This window comes from Tenacibaculum pelagium (genome assembly GCF_014062345.1).
GTDB lineage: Bacteria > Bacteroidota > Bacteroidia > Flavobacteriales > Flavobacteriaceae > Polaribacter > Polaribacter pelagius.
The window spans coordinates 1-240 of the sequence record NZ_JACGLS010000025.1 but is presented as its reverse complement, the minus strand read 5'-3'; the positions used below and the strand labels follow the sequence as shown (position 1 = coordinate 240).

The window sequence follows — 240 nt, the reverse complement described above, 5'->3', positions numbered from 1 at the left end:
TCTACCGTTACCGTAGTTCCCTCTTCACCTGCTAACGGTGTATAACTCATCTCTCCTGTTAATGGATCGAAGCTTATTGTTCCGCCTGCTGTAGTTCCTGATCCAGCTACTACCGATAAACTTGTATTTGCTCCTGGTAAGAAATCATCATTCGATAATACATTTACTGTACCTGTAGTTCCTTCTACAACTGTTAATACATCTACATCTGTTACTGGATCTAATGGGTTGGGATCAGTA

The 240-nt window shown here is 40.8% G+C and carries 1 protein-coding gene; it reads right to left on the bottom strand.

Translation table 11 applies throughout. From position 1 onward, the window contains the following. On the bottom strand, positions 1 to 240 hold a 240-nt coding region (locus H3Z83_RS12870), incomplete at both ends, for an Ig-like domain-containing protein (RefSeq protein WP_182125901.1).